Genomic DNA, 15,279 nt, shown 5'->3' on the forward strand with positions numbered 1-15,279 from the left:
ATTGTAATTATATCAAACAGAATACGTCTGGATTGTTGTATTACAGCACTAATTCGCCTTGCTGCCGCGCACGCTGAAGCGGGTCGCCGCGACCACCTTGTCGCCGGCATCGACCAGCGCCAGTTCGTGCTCGCCGGCGACCGGTTGCCAGGCGTGGCTGGCCGCGCCCGCGCCCAGCGCCACCCCGTCGAGGCGCCACGAAAGACCCTGCGCGCCTTGGGCGCGGAACACCACCCGCTCGCGACCGGCCGGAATATCCGGGTCAAGCGCGATCACGCCGTCCGGGCCAGGATACAGGATGGCCGCGCGGCGCTTCTCCGTGCCCAGCAAGGTCACCTGCGCGCTCTCGGTACCGCGCACGAACCATTCGCGGCGCGGCGCTTCCAGGGCCGGCTGGTAGCTGACCGTTTGCTGCACCAGCCCTGGCGGCGCGGCCGGCGCGCGGCTGGGCAGCGCGCGGTGCAGGCGCTCCATCACATCGCGCCAGACCGGCGCGGCGCCGGTCACGCCCGACACATCCCACATCGGACTGCCGTCGAAATTGCCGACCCAGACCGCCACCGTGTATTTTTCGGAGTAGCCGACGCACCAGTTGTCGCGCATGTCCTTGCTGGTGCCGGTCTTGACCGCGCTCCAGAATGCGGTGGCCAGTTCGTTGCGCAGGCCGAAGGTGAGGCTGCGCGCGGCCCGGTCCGACAAGATGTCGCCGACGATGAAGGCAGTCTTCGCATCGAGCACGCGACTCTTCGCCTGCGCGGCGCGCGGCTGCAAGGTGACGCTGCCATGCAGGCCGCCATTGGCGAGCGTGCGGTAGGCGTTGGCCAGCTCCAGCAGCGAAACGTCGCCCGAGCCGAGCGCCAGCGAATAGCCGTAAAACGCGGCCGGCTCGGACAGGCTGTCCATGCCGAGCGCGCGCAGGCGCGCATGAAAGCGCTCCAGGCCCGTCAACTGCAGCATGCGCACCGCCGGCACGTTGAGCGAACTGGCCAGGCTGGTGCGGGTACTGACCCAGCCCTTGAACTGGCGATCGTAATTCTGCGGCACGTAGGGACCGGCGGCGGTGGCGATCTCCAACGGCGAATCGTCCTGCGGCGAGGCGGCCGTGATCCAGCCGCGCTCCATCGCCAGCTGGTACAGGAACGGTTTCAGGGTGGAGCCGGCCTGGCGCAGCGCCAGCACGCCATCGACCTCGCTGGCGCCGCCGTTGGCGACGTAGGCGACGATCTCGCCGCTGTCGTTATCGATGGCCACCAGCGCGCCCTGGGTCACGTTGCGCTCGCGCAGGGCGGCCAGGTGGGCGTGCAAGGTGTCGACAGCGTCGCGCTGGATGCCCGCGTCGAGCGTGCTGCGCACCTGGCGCGCGCCGCCTTTGAGCAAGCGCTGGGCCACGTGCGGCGCCTGCGTTGGCGCGGCGGCGGCGGCCGGCCGGCTCAAGGCGGCCGCCACGTCCCACTCGATGCCGGCGCACCTGGCCGCCGGGTTGATCTCCCTGGCCAGTGCGCAGGCGCGCTGCGCCACCATGCGCGGCGCCGCCGAGGGCGCGCGCAGCAGGCTGGCCAGGATCGCCGATTCGGCCTGGTTCAATCCCGACGGCGCCTTGCCGAACAGGCCCTGCGAGGCCGCGCCGATGCCTTGCAGCTCGCCGCGAAACGGCACCAGGTTCAGGTAGGCCTCCATGATCTGGGCCTTGCTCCAACCGGCTTCGAGTTCACGCGCGGCGCTGGCCTGATCCCATTTCTGGCCCCAGCTGCGCCCGCCCGCGCCGGCGCGCAGGCGCTCGTCGACCAGCGCCGCGAGCTGCATGGTGATGGTCGAGGCGCCGCGCGCGCGGGTGCGCAGCAGGTTGTCCCAGGCGGCCTTGCCGAGCGCGCCCACGTCCACGCCGTCGTGCTGCATGAAGCGCCGGTCTTCGGCCCGCACCAGCGCCAGGCGCATGGCCGGCGAAATGTCGGCCAGCCCCACCCATTGGGCGCGCCGCACCGCCATGTCGATCCGCAGCGAATCGATCGGCACGCCGTGGCGGTCGAGCAGTTGCGCGTCCGACGCGCGGTAAGCCGCCCTGACCTGCTCGGGCGTGGGCACGGCGTATGCCGGCGCGGCCAACGCCAGCACCAGCGCTGCGGCAAGGCGGCGCATCAGCGCCCCACTTCCAGCGCCGCATTCGGCAGCTCGCCCGACAACTCGGGGCTGTACAGCGCTTCGACGCGGGTTGGCGGCAGGTTGAAGCGGCCCTGGTTATTCAGGCGCACGGTGTAGTCGATGCGCCATTTACCTTTGGGGACGAAGTCGTAATACGCGCGGAAGGCCTCGAAGGTGCGCTCCTCGAATACCGGCCGCAAGCCGCCGCCCTGGCCTTCGGCGCCGGGCAAGGTGATGGCGTCGCGCCCCAAGCCGTTGCCGAGCAAGGTGGCGCTGGCCGGAATCGGGTCGTCCAGCGCGACCCAGGTCATGTCGGTTTGCGCTTCCAGGTCGAGCCGCACGCGATACGTATCGCCGCGCGACCACGCGCCCTTGACCTTCTGTTCGATCGGCGTGATGGTCTTGACGATCTTGTAGCCGTTCGACAGCGGCGCCTTGAGTTCGAGCGCGGCCAGGCTTTGCACGATGGCCCACGGCTTGCCGCCGCCGTTGTGCGAGAGGACCAGGTCTTGCTGGCCCACGCCCCACGGGTGGTTGATCACCGAGACGCCGCGCGCATTCCAGTTGGTTTCCTTGACCGTGTTGCCAAGACCCGCACTGCTGCTGCCGGTGACCGCCTCGCGTTCGAACTTGCGCGAGAATTTGTCCAGCGCCAGCACGCCCCAGGCGTTGGCCAGGGTCGAGCCCCAGCGTCCTTTTTGCTGGCGGCCCAGCATGCCGCGCGCCAGGCGCCCCATGTCTTCCTGCCAGGCGGCGTCGTCGATCACGGCCAGCAGCAGGCGGTTGGCATTGGTGTCGGGCGAGGCCATGAGCCACCACCAGTTGTCGTTCGCCTCGGTGGAAAAGGACAGGCCCGCGCCCTGCAGGTTCAGGCGCGCGCGCAGCACTTGCCGCACCTGCGCCAGTTGGGCGTCGCGCTGCGCCAGCGCCGGGCTGCGTTGCAGGATCAGGTACCAGTCGATGACGGCCGATGTGGGCCACAGGTTCGGCTCGATCGTGAACGATTCGAGCAGTTCCGGCGCCACCGGGCGCGTGCGCGACAGCGCTTCCAGCGCGGCGATCTTGCGCACCGCCGTGTCGACGCGGGCCACGCGCGCCGGGCGCGTGACTTTGCCTTCGACGAACTGGCGCAAGCCGCCCTCCATGCGCTCTTTCAGTGCGGGGGCGAGCGGGAAGCCGGCTTCGGCGCTGACCGACAACAGGTAGGCGGTCAGGCTGTCGCTGCCCTGGACCTGGGTCGGGTAGTACTTGAGCAGGCCATCGGCGTCGATCTGCGCCGGCAGGGATGCCGCCAGCTTGTCCCACAGGGCCGCGTCGCGCAGGGCCACGGCGCGCGACGCATCCTGCTCGACGCCGCGGTACTGGTAGGCGCTCATGTAATCGCGCACGCCGGGCAGGCTTTCGCCAAGACGGGCGACCAAGGTGGCGCGCACCCCGCCCTGCCCCGCCAGGGCGCCGGCCGGGGCCTGCACCTTGATCGTTTGCGGCTGTTCGATGCGCACCAGGGTCGACTGCACGGTACGCACCGGCACCGCCGGCAGCACCTTCTGGCTGATGCGCAGCTTGTCGCTGGCGCCGGCGCTGCGCGCGTCGATGGTCCATGCGAGCGCGCTGGCGCCGGCCGGCACCTGCACATCCCAGCCGGCTTCCTGCGCTTGCCCCGGCGCCAGGGCCAGGCTCTGGCGCGCCAGCACCTTGGGCGCGCCGCCGTCGGCCGCCACGCTGGCGCCGAAATCGACCGTGAGCGCGGCGTCGGTGGTGTTACGCAAGGTGAAGCCGGCGCGCAGGCGGTCGCCTTCGCGCACCAGCGCGGGCAAGCCCGGCAGCACGATCAGGTCCTGGCTGCTGCGGATCTCGGTTTCGCCGGTGCCGAACATGCCGCTGCCGCCGCTGGCCACGGCCACGATGTGAAACGACGTGAGCGTGTCGTTGAGCGCAACCGGCACGCGCGCTTCGCCTTTGGCGTCGAGCACGATGCGGGCCTTCCAGAACAGCAGGGTGTCGAACAGTTCGCGGCTGCCCTGGCCACCGCCGCCGCCATGCGCCGCCGCCTTGCGCCCGAAGTGGCGCTTGCCGATCACCTGCATCTGCGCGGTCGCGGTGTTTACCTGCAGCGCGCGTTCCTGCATCATGGCGCTCAACAGGCGCCAGCTCCGGTTCGGCATCAGTTCCAAGAGGCCCGCATCGACCGCCGCCAGCGCCACTTCGGTGCCGGCCGGTGCGGGCGAACCGTCGGCGCGCGTGACTTTCACGGTCACGCTGGCGTTCTCGCGCACCTTGTAATCCTGTTTGTCGGTGCTGACCTTGACCTTCAATTCATGCGCGCTCCAGCCTACCTGCACCGGCGCGATGCCCAGTTTGTAGGAAGGTTTACCCAGGTCGACCATGGCGGTCGGCTGCACGCCGGCCACGCGCCCGCGCACCACCAGCGCCGACACAAACGCGTTGGGCGCGTATTTGCCGAGCATGGGGATGGTGAAGGTCGGCTCCTTGCCGCTAAGCGTGCGCACATAGGTGTCGAGGATGCCTTCGCGCTCGACCGTGATCAGCGCGGTGGCGTCGCGGAACGGGCTTCGCACCTGGAAGGTGGCGTCCTGGCCCGGCTCGTAGCGCTTGGCCGACGGCAGCAGGTCGATGCGGTCGTTGTCGCCGGCCTGGAACCACCAGTCGCCGGCGCCGGCCACCCAGATGTCGCGCTGGGTGACGGCGACGCGCCGCTGGCCGTCGACGGCGCGCGCGCGCAGGATCAGGTTACCTTCCGCCGGGGTCCTGAGCTCGCAGCGCAGCAAGCCTTTGGCGTCGCTGCGGCCCTGGCAGGCGGTGCCCACGCGCGTGACTTCGCTGCTGTTTTCATACGCGTAAAAGCCGCCGATCAGGCGCCGCCGGTGCGTGTAGCTGGTGCGCTGGAACAGGTCGACATCGACCGCCACATCGGGCGCCGGCTTGCCGCCCACGCCCAGCACCACCACCTCGATGCTGGCGCGGTCGTTGGCGCCGACCGAGTCGTCGGCCTTGATGCCGACCACGTACGACGATGGCCACAGGGCGATGCGGGTCGAGCTCGACAGCGTTTCGCCGTTGGCGTCCTGGTACGACAGTTCGGCCACCAGGTCGCGCGCCCGCTCGCTCGTTGGCAACTGGTCGAGGTGCACGCGCGCGCCGCCGGCCTTGTCGAGCACCAGCGCGCGGGTGCGCACGTCGGTCACGGCCGGGGCGTTTTCGTCATCCTCGCTGTACTCGTCGTCGTCGAAACGCGCGTCGTCCTGCACGCCTTCGCGCACGTCGCCCGCGCCCAGGGTGTAGTGCTCGTAGCCCGGAAAGTACAGTATTTTTTCTTCGGTCAGGGTGCGCAGCTTGACCGGCGCCTTGCCGGCCACGCCGCCGGCCAGGTAGCCGAGCTGCAGGTCCAAGTCGAACGCGGTGGCGCCGACCAGCGGCGCGGACGGGCCGTTCAGCAGCGCCTTCATGGTCGGCACGCGGAACTGCTCGACGCGGAAGGTGCCGGAAAACTGGCCCACGATCTTGATGCTGTACTCGCCCAGTTTGGCGCCGGCGGGAATGACCCAGTCGTTTTCGGCGCTGCCGCTGGCGTTCCAGCGCAACGGCAGCTCGTAGGACGTGCCGCTGCCCTGGTGCAACACGGTGATGGTGCTGGCCTTGGCCTCGGCGCCGGTGGTGTCGAACTCGAGGCCGCGGCTGCCGCTGCGGCGCAGGAAGTGCTTCATGTGCACCGTTTCACCGACGCGCAGCAAGGTGCGGTCGAACACGGTGGCGACGATGCTGGTGTTCCCGCCGGGACTGAACGGCAGGTGGAAGCGCCACGGTTCGATCCCGTTATCCCAGTCCGACAAGGTGAAGGTGTAATCGCCCCCGCTGCGGGCGCTGACGAACATGCTGCCGGGACCGTGGCGGCAGTCGCCGCGCGCCAGCGCCTTGTCGATGCGGGCCACGCCGGCGCCGTCGGTCGTGCCCTGCCACAGCAGCTTGCCGGCGCAGTCGCGCACCGCCACCGCCGCCCTGGGCACGGGACGGCCCTTGTCGAGCGAGGTGACCCACACCAGCGACGAATCGGCGCCATGCTTGAAATGGGCCGCCATGTTGGTCACCAGCGCGGCAGCGCTGACGTAGGCCTTTGCTTTTTTGTCGAACAGGGCCACGCCCAGTTTGGGGCTGTCGAATTCGACCACGTAGAAGCCGGCCTTGGGCAGCGGGATGCCGATCACTTCGAACGGGCGTCCGGCGGCCGGCGCGGGCAAGGTGAACGGGTCCGGCTTGCCGCTCTTGAGGGCCGCGAAGACCGATTTTTGATGTTCGTTGCCGGCGTCGCCGTTCAGGCGCTTGAGCCAGTCCATGACGTCGAGGTCCTGGCGTTCGCCCTGCACGTCCACGCGCAGCATGGCGCCGGCGCTGCGCAGTTTGCCCGACAGCTTCGTTTCCACATTGCGCACCGTGACCGGCAACAGGCGCTCGGTGCGCGCTTCGATGATGCCGAATTTGGCGGGGAACTTGATCAGCGGCGGCAGCACATCCATCTTGATCGTCATCGGGAACTCGTGCTGGTTGACCAGCGCCCGCCCATCTTCGTTCTTGAGCCCGGGCGGCAGCGCCAGCTTCAGGACGCTCTTTTCGGGGAAGGGACCGTTGAAGTAGAGATTGCTCACCGGGGCCGCGCGCGCGCCGCTGCTGTCACGGTAGGGTGCATACAGCTTGCCGCCGGCGTCGGTGAGGGTGATCTTTTCAGCCTGCTCGTGCGGGACCGGGGCGTTGAAGGACAGGCGCAGCGGCCGCAGCGGCACGCACGGGCCGCCGGCGGTCAGGTAGTCGCAGCTGAAGCTGGCGGAAAAATCGGCCCCGGTGGTAAACGCCAGCGTCTGGTCGGCGCCAGAGGCCACGCCCCCCATGCCTTCGATGCCGGCGCCCCACACCAGCGAGACGGCCGCGCCCGGCGGCAGCTTGCGCTGGCACTGCACCAGCGCCAGCGGCAGCGACGGGTCATCCTTGGCCTTGCCCTTGGCCTGGGCGCCGCCGCGCTTGACGTACTCCTTCAGGTAACGCCCGACGAAGCCCTGGCGCGCGGCCAGCACCTGCTCGCGTTCGGCCCCGGCCAGCACCCGCACGCCGATGCGCTCGTTGATGCCTTCCACCCCGCACCAGGCCTTGGCGGCGATGCTGGCCGGGCGCGCCGGGGCGTCGAGCCCGAGGATAAACACCTGCTGCTCGTCGACGTTGTCGCCGTTGCCCGGGGTGCTCTCGCGCACGCTCGGGCCGCCCGTATCGAACGCAAAGCGCGCCGTGCCGGCCAGCGGCTGGGCGGCCAGGTCGCGCAGTTCGGGCTTGAGGGTAAAGCTGCAGCGCACGCCCGGCGCCACGTCGCGCGCGAAGTCGTAGGTCCAGATGCGGGCATCGAGCCAGCGCCCGCTGCCATCCTGCGCGCAATCGATCGTGAACGGCTCGGCCATGCGGGCGTCGCCGAAGGCCACCATGGGGGCCGAAAAGCGCGCCGTGACCTGACGCACGGCCTTGACCGTGCCGGTGGGCGTGAAGGCCTCGACCGTGGTCTGCGCCCGCGCGGCCAGCGCCAGGCAAGCCAGGGGAAGCAGACTCAAGAATTTGGACGGGGCGCGCATGGGTTCTCCAGGTAGGGCGGTGTTCCAGCTTGGACCCGCGCGGTGCGGCGGGCTTGGCCGGAATCAAGGCAAGGCGGCGAGTGTTGCAAACATCCCGGACGCTGTCAATAACATTGATGTTTTGCTACGCCCGCTCACGGAGGAGCCGGTGTGCAGTGCGGCAGGTTTATGGTTAGAATGGTCCGTTCTATTGCCGCCGCACAGCCCCCTGCGCGCGCAGCGCCCACTCAAGAGGCCCGCATGACCCTGAATTTCCCCGTGATCCTGAACCTTGCCGTCGCCCTGGGCGTGTGCTTTCTCCTCTATAAGATGCAACAGGCGCATGCCTCGTTCACCAAGCGCGTATTTACCGGCCTGGGCGTGGGCGTGCTGCTGGGCGCGGCGTTCCAGCTGCTGTACGGCGCGTCCTCGCCCGTCATCACCGACACCAATGCCTACCTCGACATCATCGGCACCGGTTACGTCAAGCTGTTGCAAATGATCGTGATGCCGCTGATTATGGTGTCGATTATCGCCGCCATCCTCAAGTTGCGCGACGCTTCCTCGCTGGGCAAGATCAGCGCGCTGACCATCGGCATCTTGATGGCCACCACCATGGTCGCGGCCGGGATCGGCATCCTGATGGCCAAGCTGTTCGGCCTGTCCGCCGTGGGGCTGACCGCCACCGCCGCCGAAGTGGCGCGCGGCGACTATTTAAAAGGACACCTGAACACGGCGCAGGCGATTTCGCTGCCAGGCATGATCATCAGCTTCATTCCCGCCAACCCCTTCCTCGACATGACCGGCGCGCGCAAGACCTCGACCATCGCGGTGGTGCTGTTTTCGATTTTCGTCGGCATGTCGGCGACCGGCATCGCGGCCAAGCAGCCCGAGATCTTCGACGCGTTCGAGCGCTTCATCAAAGTTGCGCACGCGATCATCATGCGCATGGTGACCCTGGTGCTGCGCCTGACCCCGTTCGGCGTGTTCGCGCTGATGACCCAGGTGGTGGCCGGCTCCAACCTGGAGAGCATCGTCAAGCTGCTCAGTTTTATCACCGCCTCGTACAGCGCCCTGCTGCTGATGTTCTGCGTGCATTTGCTGCTGATCAGCGCGGCGGGCCTGAACGCGGCGCGCTACGTGAAGAAGATTTTCCCGGTGCTCGCCTTTGCCTTCACCTCGCGCACCAGCGCCGGCTCGATCCCGATGTCGGTGCAGACCCAGACCAGCCGCCTCGGCACGCCGGAAGGCATCGCCAACTTTGCCGCCTCATTCGGCTCGACCATCGGCCAGAACGGCTGCGCCGGCATCTATCCGGCCATGCTGGCGGTGATGATCGCGCCGACCGTCGGCATCGACCCGATGACGCTCTCGTTCATCGTGCCGCTGATCGCGATCATCACGGTCGGCTCGGTCGGGGTGGCCGGCGTGGGCGGCGGCGCCACCTTCGCGGCCCTGATCGTGCTCTCGGCGATGGACTTGCCGGTGGCGCTGGCGGGTTTGCTCATTTCGATCGAGCCATTGATCGACATGGGCCGCACGGCGCTCAACGTGAGCGGCTCGATTACGGCCGGCACCGTCACCAGCCGCGTGCTCGGCCAGACCGACATGGCGGTATTTAACAGCGACGCCGCCGTGAACCTCGATGCCGACGAGAAAGCTGCGTAGAAAAAGCACCACAAAAAGCACCACAACCGCTTGTATCGTGCGCTGAGCTACCGTCGAATCCGTCTATGATGACGTCGTGTCAACATTTCAATGGCAGGCGAAACGATGGAACAAAAGTGGCCCCAACAGATCTGGCTGGTCAGGCACGGACAAAGCGCCGGTAACGTGGCGCGCGACGCCGCCGAGGCGGCGGCCGGCTTGCATATCGACATCGCCGAGCGCGATGTCGACGTGCCGCTCTCCGCGCTGGGCGCCGACCAGGCGCGCGCGCTGGCGAGCTGGTTCGCGGCCATGCCGGAACACGAGCGCCCGACCGTGGTGCTGCACTCGCCCTACGTGCGCGCGGCCGAGACCGCCCGCATCATCATGCAACAGCTCGGTCCCGACAGCCTGATGGCGGTCCACGTGGACGAGCGCCTGCGCGAAAAGGAATTCGGCATCCTCGACCGCCTGACCGTGCTCGGCATCCAGCATCAATATCCGGAGCTGTACGAACAGCGCCAGCACGTGGGTAAATTCTACTTCCGCCCGCCCGGCGGCGAGAGCTGGTGCGACGTCATCTTGCGCCTGCGCAGCATCATCGACACCATCACCCGCGAGTTCTGCAAGGAGCGCGTGCTGATCGTCGGCCACCAGGTCACGGTCAATTGCTTCCGCTACCTGTTCGAACGGCTCGACGAAGCCGCGATCCTGGCGTTCGACCGCGCCGCCGACGTGCCGAACTGCTCGGTGACCTCGTACAGCTTCAATCCGCACGAAGGCAAGCACGGCAAGCTCGGCTTGCAACTGACTAACTTTGTCGCTCCCCTGGAAGCGGCAGGCACGCCGGTCACGGTTCAAAAAGATGTGCCCGCTGCTCCGAAAGCGTAGGCGCGCCGGTCCCATGGACATGCCGCTCGCCAGCACCCACATGATCACCATCGACAGCGCCGCCCTGCGCGCCTGGCCGCTGCCGATGCCGCCGGCCGAAGGCGACAAGGAACGGCGCGGCCACGTGCTCATTGTGGGCGGCTCGTGCGAAATGCCGGGCGCCGTGATTTTGGCGGCCACGGCGGCCTTGCGCGCCGGCGCCGGCAAGCTGACCATCGCCACCGGCGCCAGCGTGGCCCAACTGGTGGCGCTGGCCATGCCGGAAGCGCGCGTGATCGGCCTGCGCGAGACGGTCCAAGGCGGCTTCGAACGCGACGCGCTGGGCGTGCTCGACCCGCTGGCCGACAAGATCGATGCGGTGCTGATCGGCCCCGGCATGCAGGATGAAGCGGCCACGGCGGCGCTGGTGCGCGCCTTGCTGCCGCGCCTGGCCGGCACCAGCGTGGTGCTCGACGCCAACGCCATGGGCATCGTCACCAATCCCGACCAGGACGACGATGACGGGCCGCCGTTCCGCTTCGCCGAGACGGTGATCCTGACCCCGCACGCGGGCGAAATGGCGCACCTCTCCGGGCGTGCGAAAGAAGAGATCGTGGCCGATCCGGACGGCGCGGCGCGCGCGGCGGCGCAGGCGTGGAACGCGGTGGTGGCGCTGAAAGGGGCGCGCACCGTGATCAGCGCGCCAGAGGGCGGGCCGTGGCAGCACGAAGGCGGCAATGTCGGGCTGGCCATTTCGGGCTCGGGCGACACCCTGGCCGGCATCATCGCCGGGCTGGCGGCGCGCGGCGCCACCCTGGCGCAAGCGACCTGCTGGGGCGTGGCCCTGCATGCCAGGGCCGGCGAACAGCTGGCCTTGCGCTTCGGCGTGCTGGGCTACCTGGCGCGCGAAATTCCGGCCGAAATTCCGGCGTTGATGGAGCAGGCCGCGCGCTCGTCGTCCGACGGAATATCTTGACGCAGCGGGTGCGGCCGGTAGCAAAGTTTGATCCGCATCAAATTGCGCGGACATGGAGGTAAATCTACGTCAGATACGTAAATAAAGATGAACTGGCGCAGAAGTTGAAAGTCTAATTTTTTACAGTCGAATTCGCGCATCAGTTAATGGAACCGCGTTATCCACGCGTCGGTTCCCTGATGGTCCTCGCCGGGTGGTGTGCATGTCCGGCAGGATCGACCTAGCGCCGTTTCCCACGCTAAGTTACGGGCAACGGCACTCATTGACGTGACCGAGGAGTAAACAATGAAACCATTCACAACCGCACCAAAAATCATCTTGACCGCGGCGCTGCTGGCGTCGATGCTCGTTGCCTGCAAGCGCAATGACACCCCCGCCACAGGCACCGGCGACACCACCACGACCACCACGCCGGGCACCACTTCCGGGACCAGCGGCACGACCGGCACGACCGGCACCGGTGGCACGACCGGCACCGGCGACACCGGCACCAGCGGGACGGGCGCCAGCGGTACCGGTACGGGCACCAGCGGGACGGGCACCAGCGGCACCAGCGGCAGCACGGGCGATACCGGGACCGGGACCTCCGGTACCGGCACATCGGGGACAGGGACCTCGGGCACCAGCGGCACGTCCGGCACCAGCGGAACAGGTACGAGTGGCACGGGTACGAGCGGCACCACGGGCAGCACGGGCAGCACCGATACCACTACGCCACCGAAGGACAAGCGCTAAACGATCGCCATAGCGATAGCGATCAGCCCAGGCACCGGCGCATCACTGACGATGCGCCGGCGGTCAATTGCTTACGCCCGCTTGTCGAGCGCCACGGCCCCCGGCGCCACGACCACCGTGCGGCGGCCGGTCACCAGACGCACCAGCCGCATGAGCACGCGGTAGATGAAGCGGCCGAAGGTGAGAAACAGAATCACTTCGGCAAACGTCGTCAGGAACCCCAGCAGCGGGCCGAAACGCTCCGAACGGCGGTGGAACTTGACGCTCATGCTGTCGACCTTGATTTCGATGCTGTCGTAAAAAGTCGGCACCACCAGCAAGGTCAGAATGGTCGAGGTAATCGTGCCGCCGATAATCGCAATGGCCAGCGGACGATAAAACTCGCCGCCCTCGCCCAGACCCAGCGCCACCGGGAACATGCCGGCGATCAGCGCGAAGGTGGTCATCAGGATCGGACGCAGGCGTGCGCGTCCCGCGTCCATCAGCGAATCTTCGCGGCTGTGGCCTTCACGCTCGCGCGCACGGGCCGCATCGAGCAGCAGGATCGCATTCTTCGCCACCAGACCCATCAGCATGATGATGCCGATGAAGCTCATCAGGTTAAGCGTGTTGCCGGTCAACAGCAGCGCCACCACCACGCCGATCAAGGACAGCGGCAAGGACAGCATCACCGCCAGCGGCGCGGTAAACGAGCCGAACTGCATCACCAGGATCAGGTACATCAGCCCGATGCCCGACACCAGCGCGATGCCCATTTCGGTAAACAACTCGTTCTGGTTCTGGGCGGCGCCGCCCAGTTCGCGGCCGTAGCCTGGCGGGTAGTCGAATGTATCGGCCAGTTTCATGGCGTCGCCCGTGACTTCGCCGTTCGAGCGGCCTTGCGCATTGGCCGACACTGAAATGGTGCGCTTGCCGTTCTTGTGCGAAATGCCGGACGGTCCCTTGCCCATGGTAATGGTGGCGATCTGGTCGAGCGGCACCATCTGGTTGGTGCCGGTCACGGCGATCGGCAAGCGTTCGATATTGTCGGCGCTGACCCGGTCGTCCGGATGCAGGCGCACCGCCACGTCGCGCGTTTCGCCGGTCGGGTCGACCCAGTCGCCCACTTCGACGCCGGCAAACGCCACCCGCAGCGATTGCGCCGCGTCGTTGACCGAAATGCCCATCGAATTGGCCAGGCCGCGATTGAGTTCGATCCGCAGTTCGTTCTTCGGATCTTGCTCGGACAGGCCGACATCGACCGCGCCAGGGATCTGGCGCATCTTTTCCATGTAGGCGGTGGCGATCTCGATCAGCTTGCGCGAGTCGGGCCCGGTGAACTGGACCTGGACCGGCTTGGCGGCGCCATTGTTCATATCGTCGAGCACCACGTACTCGGCGCCCACCAGCTGGCTGATCTTGGCGCGCAGCTCGACCGCGATTTCCTTGGCGCTGCGCGAGCGCGTGACGCGCTTGCCGATATCGACATACACCTTGCCGCCGCCGGTGTTAATGAAGGCGTTGGTATCCTTGGTTTCCTTGATCGAGCGCGCCACTTCGGCCGCCTTTTCCAGCTTGGCGCGCGAATATTCCACGCTCGACGAGGCCGGCGTGCGCACATCGATCAGCAACTGGCCGTAGTCGGCCGCCGGGAGGAAGCTGGTGCCGCCCATGGTGGCCTGCAGGTACAGGGCGCCGGCGAAGGTGGCCACGGCGATCAGGGTCATCCAGATGCGGTGATGCAAAGCCCAGGCGATCACGTTGCCGTAGCGGTCGGCCTGGCGGTCGAACCACTCGTTAAAGTGATGCAGCACCAGGGACAAGCCTTTTTTCGGCGCCGTGTGGTGGTCCGGCGGGTCGCCCCAGTAAGCCGACAGCATCGGGTCGAGCGTGAAGGAAATGACCAGGCTGACCAGCACCGAGCAGGTGACCGTCAGCGCGAACGGACGGAACCATTCACCGGAGACGCCCGGCATGAAGGCCACCGGAATGAACACGGCGATGATCGAGAAGGTGGTCGAGGCCACCGCCATGCCGATCTCGGCGGTGCCCTCCAGGGCGGCCTTGCGGCGGTCGGAGCCGCGTTGCATGTGACGCACGATGTTTTCGCGCACCACGATCGCATCGTCGATCAGCACGCCGATGGCCAGCGACAGTCCGAGCAGGGTCATGAAGTTGAGCGTGAAGCCGCACAGCCAGACCGCGATGAACGAGGCGATCACCGAGGTCGGCAGGGACAGCGCCGTGATCAGGGTCGAGCGCCACGAATTGAGGAAGGCGTAGACCACGAAAATGGTCAGCACGGCGCCGAACACGAGCGATTCGATCACATTGTTCAGGCTGCGCTGGGCTTCATCGCCGCCATCGCGCGTGATTTCAAGCACGGTGCCTTTCGGCAATTCCTTTTCCAGTTCCTTGATCAGCAGCTTGGCCTTCTGGGCCACGCTGACGGTGCTGGCGTCGCGCGAGCGGGTCAGGGTGATGCCGACGTTCGGCTTGCCGCTGCGGATGCTCAGGTTGTTCACTTCGGCAAAGCCGTCGCGGATTTCGGCCACCTGGGCCAGGCGCACCACTTCCTCGCCGCGGCGCTTGACCACGATCTGCTGGAATTCCTCGGGCGACTCGATGCGGCCCACCAGGCGAATGCTTTTCTCATCGTATTGGCCGCGAATCTTGCCCACCGGCGCGTTGGTGTTTTGCGTGCGCAAGGCGTTCACCACATCGGACACGGCCACATTGTATTCGCGCAGCTTTTCGGCGCGCAGCAGCACCGACAGTTCGCGCCGCAGCGCTCCGTTGACGTTGACCGTGGCCACGCCATCGATGCTGCGGAAGCGGTCGGCCAGCACATCCTCGGCCAGGCGCGAGATGTCGGCGTGGGTCTGGCTGGTGGACGAAAGCGCCAGGTTCAGGATCGGCTGCGTGGCCGGGTCGAGGCGTTGCAGGATCGGTTCGCGCATCTCGGTCGGCAACTTGTAGCGCACGGTGGCGATGGCGTTGCGGACCTCGTCGGACGCTTCGATCAGGTTCTTGTCGAAGTTAAACTCCAGCCAGAACTGGGCATTGCCCTCGACCGCCTCGGCATGCACATCGGTCACGCCGGAAATGCTGAGCAGCGACTTTTCGATGCGGTTGATCACTTCGCGCTCGACCGTGTCGGGCGAGGCGCCCGGATACGGAATGTTGATCTGCAACACCGGCACTTCGACGTCCGGATTCTGGTTGACGCGCAGCTTGCTCAGGGCGAGCAAGCCCATGCACATCAGGGCGATGATCATGACAATTGTCGCGATCGGCCGCTTGATACTGAAATCGGAAAGGAACATG

Annotated in this window: 7 protein-coding genes; 4 read left to right on the forward strand and 3 right to left on the reverse strand. The window is 67.2% G+C overall.

The genetic code is table 11. The features are described from left to right. Positions 1-48: 48 nt before the first annotated feature. Complete coding sequence (gene pbpC / locus F2P46_RS09130) at positions 49-2,136, reverse strand: penicillin-binding protein 1C (RefSeq protein WP_166887840.1); 2,088 nt, start codon at positions 2,134-2,136, stop codon at positions 49-51. After that, complete coding sequence (locus F2P46_RS09135) at positions 2,136-7,766, reverse strand: MG2 domain-containing protein (protein ID WP_166887841.1); 5,631 nt, start codon at positions 7,764-7,766, stop codon at positions 2,136-2,138. Before F2P46_RS09135 ends, pbpC begins: the two co-directional genes overlap by 1 nt. 240 nt (positions 7,767-8,006) lie before the next feature. On the opposite strand from F2P46_RS09135, the gene F2P46_RS09140 reads away from it, so the two are divergent. The 4 genes from F2P46_RS09140 to F2P46_RS09155 all read left to right on the forward strand — a co-directional run bounded on the left by F2P46_RS09140 (position 8,007) and on the right by F2P46_RS09155 (position 11,973). Continuing rightward, positions 8,007-9,413 carry an L-cystine transporter gene (locus tag F2P46_RS09140; RefSeq protein WP_166887844.1) on the forward strand — a complete coding sequence of 469 codons (1,407 nt, stop codon included), beginning with the start codon at positions 8,007-8,009 and terminating at the stop codon, positions 9,411-9,413. A 105-nt stretch (positions 9,414-9,518) separates the two neighbouring features. Beyond that, positions 9,519-10,283: a histidine phosphatase family protein gene (locus F2P46_RS09145; RefSeq protein ID WP_166887847.1), complete on the forward strand. Its 765-nt coding sequence runs from the start codon at positions 9,519-9,521 to the stop codon at positions 10,281-10,283. 13 nt (positions 10,284-10,296) lie between these two features. Then, positions 10,297-11,238 (forward strand): NAD(P)H-hydrate dehydratase, encoded by a 942-nt coding sequence (locus tag F2P46_RS09150; protein ID WP_229509180.1) that lies wholly within the window; start codon positions 10,297-10,299, stop codon positions 11,236-11,238. A gap of 285 nt (positions 11,239-11,523) precedes the next feature. Further along, positions 11,524-11,973 carry a hypothetical protein gene (locus F2P46_RS09155; RefSeq protein ID WP_166887850.1) on the forward strand — a complete coding sequence of 150 codons (450 nt, stop codon included), beginning with the start codon at positions 11,524-11,526 and terminating at the stop codon, positions 11,971-11,973. Between the two features lie 71 nt (positions 11,974-12,044). Here the strand turns inward: F2P46_RS09155 and F2P46_RS09160 are convergent, their stop codons facing one another. Beyond that, positions 12,045-15,278 carry an efflux RND transporter permease subunit gene (locus tag F2P46_RS09160; RefSeq protein WP_166887853.1) on the reverse strand — a complete coding sequence of 1,078 codons (3,234 nt, stop codon included), beginning with the start codon at positions 15,276-15,278 and terminating at the stop codon, positions 12,045-12,047. Between the last annotated feature and the right edge of the window lies 1 nt (position 15,279).

The organism is Massilia sp. CCM 8734, from assembly GCF_011682155.1.
GTDB classification, from domain to species: domain Bacteria; phylum Pseudomonadota; class Gammaproteobacteria; order Burkholderiales; family Burkholderiaceae_D; genus Telluria_A; species Telluria_A rubra.